The sequence below is a fragment of the Providencia rustigianii DSM 4541 genome (assembly GCF_000156395.1).
Classification (GTDB): domain Bacteria; phylum Pseudomonadota; class Gammaproteobacteria; order Enterobacterales; family Enterobacteriaceae; genus Providencia; species Providencia rustigianii.
Window position 1 is genome coordinate 1 of sequence record NZ_GG703840.1, and the last position, 307, is coordinate 307.

The window sequence follows — 307 nt, forward strand, 5'->3', positions numbered from 1 at the left end:
ACACGATTTTGACCCACGAAAAAGAGCCATGCACCTGTACTTCAAAGGGTACAGGATTGCGCGTATTGCCGAAGCGCTCAACGAAAAATCCGCCACAATTCACAGTTGGAAGCGACGTGATAAATGGGATGAGATCACCCCCGTTGAACGCGTAGAAATGACGCTTGAAATGCGACTTTGTACTCTACTCAACAAAGAAAATAAAGAGGGTAAAGATTTTAAAGAAATCGACTTACTTTATCGTCAAGTTGAGCGTCATGCCAAAATTCATAAATACCAAAATGGCGGTAATGAAGTTGAATTTAAA

At 41.0% G+C, this 307-nt stretch carries 1 protein-coding gene; it reads left to right on the forward strand.

The genetic code is table 11. From position 1 onward, the window contains the following. On the forward strand, window positions 1-307 hold a 307-nt coding region (locus tag PROVRUST_RS18850), incomplete at both ends, for a terminase gpP N-terminus-related DNA-binding protein (RefSeq protein ID WP_006816520.1).